Consider the following 794-nt stretch of genomic DNA (forward strand, 5'->3'; position numbering starts at 1 on the left):
TACAATTACCCAATGTAGCCGTTACGGTATAGTTTCCTTGAGGAGCTGTAATGGTGTTACCATTAATAGTTGCCCCAGCCGGACTTACCGTATAAGTATACGCACTGTTATAATTGGTAATGGTGAAGCTACCGTTTGGATTGGTACAGGTTGGTTGTGTTACCGCGCTCAAGGTTGGTTTCGCCGGTGTTGGTGGTTGCTGATTCACATTTGCCTGATTGGAAGCCACCGAAGTACAACTACCTAAAGTAGCCGTTACAGTATAGTTTCCTTGAGGAGCTGTAATGGTGTTGCCATTAATAGTTGCCCCAGCCGGACTTACCGTATACGTATACGCACTGTTATAATTGGTAATAGTGAAGCTACCGTTTGGATTGGTACAGGTTGGTTGTGTTACTGCACTCAACGTTGGCTGAGCCGGAGTACCAGGCTGCTGGCTTACGCCTACCGGATTAGAAGCCACCGAAGTACAATTACCCAATGTAGCCGTTACGGTATAGTTTCCTTGAGGAGCTGTAATGGTGTTACCATTAATAGTTGCCCCAGCCGGACTTACCGTATACGTATACGCACTGTTATAATTGGTAATGGTGAAACTACCGTTTGGATTGGTACAGGTTGGCTGTGTCACGGCGCTAAGCGTTGGTTTCGCCGGTGTTGCCGGTTGTTGGTTCACATTTGCCTGATTAGAAGCCGGTGAACTACATCCGTTTAAAGTAGCTGTTACCGTGTAAGTACCTTGAGGAGCCGTTACCGTGTTTCCGCTGATAGTTGCTCCCGTGTTTGAAGGATTC

The 794-nt window shown here is 46.9% G+C and carries 1 pseudogene; it reads right to left on the reverse strand.

Annotated elements, in window-relative coordinates:
* Window positions 1–794 (reverse strand): annotated as a pseudogene (locus tag ACWPKD_RS15225) (T9SS type B sorting domain-containing protein); the annotation flags it as partial.

The organism is Flavobacterium pedocola, assembly GCF_053764385.1.